The sequence below is a fragment of the Hydrogenophaga sedimenti genome (genome assembly GCF_051857515.1).
Taxonomy (GTDB): Bacteria; Pseudomonadota; Gammaproteobacteria; order Burkholderiales; family Burkholderiaceae_C; genus Hydrogenophaga.
Map to the genome: position 1 here is coordinate 1 of NZ_JBPZHA010000028.1, position 4,748 is coordinate 4,748.

A 4,748-nucleotide genomic window follows, 5' to 3' on the forward strand; every position below is an offset into this window, starting at 1 on the left:
GAATCCGTCGCCTTGATCGGCTGCCATCGCCAGGGTCAGTTGCTTCATCTTCACCTTCTTGTCTCGGGTGCATCAATACATGCAAACCTCGCGCCACCCCTGGACTTGTTCAGCGTAGCCCTAAGCTGGGTGGCGACAACAAGTTGTCTACACAGATTTCAGGCTATCACCAACATGTTTCACGCGTTTGACAACACCGGGCCGAACCGGCCCACACCACGCCCCGAATGGATGGCCCTGCTGTCGCGGGCGCCACTGCAGGTTCTGGAACAGGGGCTGGCCGAACAGGCCGGCGCCGCGACGCAGTGGCTGCGCAAGCCAGAGACCGGGCTGTACATGGTGCAGGGCCGGGCCGGCGGCACGGGAGAGCGCTTCAACCTGGGCGAGATCACGGTCACGCGCTGCGCCCTGCGCGTGGGTGGCGAGGGCAGCGCGGTGGGTGTGGCCTATGTGATGGGCCGCAACCACCGGCAGGCGCAACTGGCGGCCATCGCCGACGCGCTGCTGCAGGACCCGGCACGCCACGACGCGGTCGACGGCGCGGTGTTGCGGCCGGTGCGCCAGCACCTGGCGCTGCAGCAGGCGCAGCAGGCGGCGCGCGCGCAGTCGACCAGGGTGGACTTCTTCACCGTGGCACGCGAAGCCGGCACGCCGGACGAAGGAGAAGACGCATGAAGGCCGAAGACCTGCAACAGGTGCGCCCCGGTTTCCACGACGCGGCCATCGGCAGCCAGGCGGTGTTCCGCACCGCGCTGTCGGCGCTGTCGCACCCCGGTCGCGTGATCGAGATGCCCGATGTCTCCGCCCTGCCGCGCCACGGCCACGGCGCCGCCGCGGTGCTGCTGCAGGCGCTGGTCGACAGCGACTGCAGCGTCTGGCTCTCGCCCGCACTCGCCGGCACCGACGCCGCCGCCTGGCTGCGTTTTCACACCGGCTGCCGCTGGGCCGCTTCGCCTGCCGCCGCCCGCTTCCTCTGGGTGGCCAAGGGCGACGCGCTCCCTGCCCTGTCGTCGCTGGACGCTGGCACCGACGCGTACCCGGACCAGTCCGCGACCTGCGTGGTCGAGGTGGGCGCGTTGAACACGGTCGACACCATCGACTTCGAGTGCACCGGCCCAGGCATCGCAAACGAACAGCGCTTGTCCGTGCAAGGCCTGCCCGAGGACTTCGCTGAGCAATGGGGCGCGAACCATGGCCGTTTCCCGTGTGGTGTCGACCTGCTCCTGGCCACCCCCACCCACATCGCGGGCCTGCCCCGCAGCACGCGCATCCGCGCGGCCCACAGGATGGCGCTCAAGGCGCGGTCATCGGCCAGCGCACGCATGCGCAATCCCACGCGGGTGCGGGCCAGCAGCGCCCCGACACCCGCCATCATCAGGACGGCGGTCGCCAGCCCCAGGATGCGTGTCCACGTCAGCCGCACCTCGGCGAACTCGATGCCCTCCAGGTCGGTGGGCAGCACCAGGCGCCGCGGCCCTTCGCCCCACCACCATTCGGCAAAGCCCATCAGCATCAGGGCCAGGCCCAGCGTGCCCACGCTGCGGATGGTGATGTCGCGGTAGGCCAGCCGGGGCGCCAGAAAGCGCCCGTAGACGAACGAGATCAGCATGGCGACGGTGATCGCGGCCAGCCACGCCAGCAGCTGGCCGCCGTCCGCCTCCAGCACCGACCAGGCGGTGTGGGCGCCCAGGGCCCCGATGGCCCCGAAGGCGAAGTTCAGCACCCCCGAGGCCCGGTACAGGACCACGAGTCCGACGCCCGACAGTGCATAGACCGCGCCGATGCCCAGCCCGGAAATGATGAATGGCAGCAGCGCGTCCATGCTCAGGTCTCGCTCAGCGGGTCACAGGCCCAATCGCTTTTCGTCGGCGCGCACGTCGGCCAGCTCGGGCTCTTCCGCGGTCATGCAGCCCGACGAGATCAGCTTGAAGCCGTTGCCGCTGACCTGGGCGATCGGGCCACTGCTGTTGGCGTTGTGGCGGGCACCATCACCCACGTAGAACGGGCGGCAGAGGATGTCGCTCTTGAAGCCCTTGACCTGCCGCAGCGCGGCGCTGACCTTGCTGCGGTCAATGGTCTTGGGATCGAGCTTGAGCATGGCCTCGGTGGCGACACGGGCCGCCAGGTAACCCGCCTGGGCGAACGAATCGCGCGGTGCCGACTTGTCGGCGTAGGCGGCCATGACGGCCTTCCAGTTCGCGTTGTCCGGGCCACCGGATTCAACGGGCATGAACTCCAGGTGCAGGTCGAACGCGTTGTTCCAGGCGGCGCCGATGGTCTTGGGCACATCGGCGTTGTAGGCCGGCGTGGTGGAGGCAAACTTGATCTTCTTGTTCAGGCCCTGCTGCTCGGCCGCCGCCAGCATGGGCACCATGATGCCCTTGGGCACGTTCAGCAGGATGACGTCCGGCTTGGACGACGCGGCCTGCAGCATCACCGAGGTGGCATCGGCAGAACCCGGATCGATGGTGATGGTCTCGACCGCCACGCCGTTGGTCGCGCCCCAGCCCTTGGCGCCTTCGCAGGCCCAGTTCCCCAGACTCGGAATGTTGGGGATGATGCAGACGATCTTCTTGGCCTTGTAGGTCTTGGCCATGTGGGCCGCCACCAGGGTGGCGGACACGCGCGGACCGGTGTTCACCGGTGCGTAGTTCCTGGCAAAGAAACACTCGCGCGGCACGCCGACCCCGGCGATCACCATCACGTCTTCTTGCGCATACAGCTTGGGAGCGCGCCTGCTCCAACGCACCACGCGCAGCGTCACACTCACCGATGCGGGCGAGAGTTGCCTGCGCCGAAGCCAGCAGATGCTCGCGCTGATGGACGACGTGGAGCAGGAAACCAGCCGCCACGACACTGCCCTGCGCGGTCAGCTGCGGGTGACCTGCAGCATCTCGTTCGCCTACGCGCAGCTGGCGGCGGCACTGGCCGGTTTCCTGAAACGGCACCCGCAATTGAAGATCGACCTCAACGCCAGCGAGGGCGCGCTCAACCTCGTGGAGGCGCGCATCGATCTGGCGATCCGCATCAGCGCGGAGCCCGACCCCAGCCTGATTGGCCGGGTGCTGGCGCCCTGCACTTCGGTGCTGGTGGCCTCGCCGGACTACCTGGCCACGCACGGAACACCCCATGTTCCGGCCGACCTCGAACAGCACCAGTGCCTGAGCTTCGCCAACTTCGGCAAAAGCACCTGGACCCTGCGTCGCAACGATGAGAGCTGTCAGGTCCAGGTGCGCAGCCAGCTCAGTGCGAATGAAGCCACCGCGCTGCTGCAAGCCGCGCTGGCGGGCGGCGGCGTGGCGCTGCAACCGACCTACCTGGCCAACCCGCACCTGGCCAGCGGCAGTCTCATGAGGGTGCTGCCCGACTGGCAGCCGCCGGACATGGCCATCCACGCGCTCTACCCGTCACGCAAGCATCTGTCGCCTGCCGTGCGCGCTTTGATGGATTTTCTGGTTGAGCGGTTTTCCAGTCCGCGGTGGTAGTGAAACCACCGCCATCAGGACATGTGATCGCGGGCGCCAATACATTTGTCCCCATCCGCCCTGAAGAAGCCTGTGGATATCTCGTGTACGAACGCGCCAAACCCGCGCCAGTACAAGGCTGCGCCCCCGATGCACAAAAACCAGGCACTGATTCCCGGCTCCTTGCCTGGGACAGTGCAGCCCGGAGCCAGCCATGCATGCGGCGCCTGAGCACCAGCCAGGAATGCGGGTCAACTTGAGGCATAATAGATGGCTCTGGAGTGATGACCGAGTGGCCGAAGGTGCTCCCCTGCTAAGGGAGTATGGGGTGTAGAGCCTCATCGAGGGTTCGAATCCCTCTCACTCCGCCAGTAAGACAAGGCTCCCACGCAAGTGGGGGCCTTTTGTCTTTCTGAGACCGTTGTTTTTGCTGGTTTTTTGGCCGGTGTAGATTTCTCTACAGTCTCTTTCTTCGCCCGACCCGGCCAACTCCCTGGTCAACGCAGTCCTCGGCGAGCCGGTATTGCCCAAAAAAGTGGCATTCCGCTCCTCAGCTTCTTGCTCATAAATTTTTTCTCCGAGCGTTCGCTTTCATCTGTTGACATCCCATTAAAAGAAAATTGCGCGCGCGCAAAAAAGGGACTTCGGGCCTCTGACCCGGTAAGCCCCCCTCTGCCGCGTGGCGCCTGAAGATGCTCAGCTGGCATCTCTTCGTTTTGCGGGGCCTGCCTCAAAATTTTTGATGCACACCCTCCGCGCACCGCACCCGCTGCGGTGTTGATCCGGGGTTCATGCAGATGCCCGCGACAAGCGAAACGATCGGGCCACAGGGCGATCTGACACCGTCGATGCGGTTACCCCCTGGCGTCGGTGCATTCAACGCGCAGCGCCCTGAATGGTGGTCTTGCAAGGGGTTTTTGCTTGTGGGGGCACAGCCATTCGTTCGTCAGATCGTTCAGCCCTACCCTGCCGCTGGCTGGCCCTCACATCTTGGTGCTTTGTCGCCCAGCGCCAAGCGACCACGGAGGATGCTTCGAAGGCACACGTGCCCTGAACATCTGCACCGGTTCCTCAATGCGGCGGAGGGCGAGCGCTGCTCTGCTCTGCGCTGCCCCGAAGTCAAAGGACTCGGAGGCAATGGATGGTTCAGATCTGAGCGCTTAAGGATGGTGTTCAAAACCCCCGGTCAAGCCCGAATGGCATGAGCGAGGCACGACAGGAACAATGGCGTGATGACCCAACGAGAACTTGGCCTGAATCTGAGTACGCGGCGCACGCGCAAAG

At 65.6% G+C, this 4,748-nt stretch carries 3 protein-coding genes, 1 tRNA gene and 2 pseudogenes; 4 read left to right on the forward strand and 2 right to left on the reverse strand.

Annotated features, from left to right (window positions below):
* The first annotated feature begins 174 nt into the window (after nt 1-174).
* Complete coding sequence (phnG, locus tag ACS5NL_RS22595) at nt 175-675, forward strand: phosphonate C-P lyase system protein PhnG (RefSeq protein WP_439356248.1); 501 nt, start codon at nt 175-177, stop codon at nt 673-675.
* Nucleotides 672-1,211: pseudogene (phnH, locus tag ACS5NL_RS22600) on the forward strand (phosphonate C-P lyase system protein PhnH); the annotation flags it as partial. The gene phnG and the pseudogene phnH, both read left to right, overlap by 4 nt.
* 26 nt (nt 1,212-1,237) lie before the next feature.
* Here phnH and ACS5NL_RS22605 read toward each other — a convergent pair.
* Both ACS5NL_RS22605 and ACS5NL_RS22610 read right to left on the reverse strand, forming a co-directional pair.
* Nucleotides 1,238-1,822 (reverse strand): annotated as a pseudogene (locus tag ACS5NL_RS22605) (branched-chain amino acid ABC transporter permease); the annotation flags it as partial.
* Between the two features lie 21 nt (nt 1,823-1,843).
* Nucleotides 1,844-2,770, reverse strand: a complete 927-nt coding sequence (locus tag ACS5NL_RS22610; protein WP_439356249.1) for an ABC transporter substrate-binding protein — start codon at nt 2,768-2,770, stop codon at nt 1,844-1,846.
* Between ACS5NL_RS22610 and ACS5NL_RS22615 the strand changes: the two genes are divergently transcribed.
* The gene (locus ACS5NL_RS22615; RefSeq protein WP_439356250.1) at nt 2,724-3,485 is read left to right on the forward strand and encodes a substrate binding domain-containing protein; all 762 of its coding nucleotides are present in this window, start codon (nt 2,724-2,726) and stop codon (nt 3,483-3,485) included. The genes ACS5NL_RS22610 and ACS5NL_RS22615 overlap by 47 nt on opposite strands.
* Nucleotides 3,486-3,742: 257 nt before the next feature.
* Nucleotides 3,743-3,835, forward strand: a tRNA-Ser gene (locus tag ACS5NL_RS22620).
* Nucleotides 3,836-4,748 lie beyond the last annotated feature (913 nt).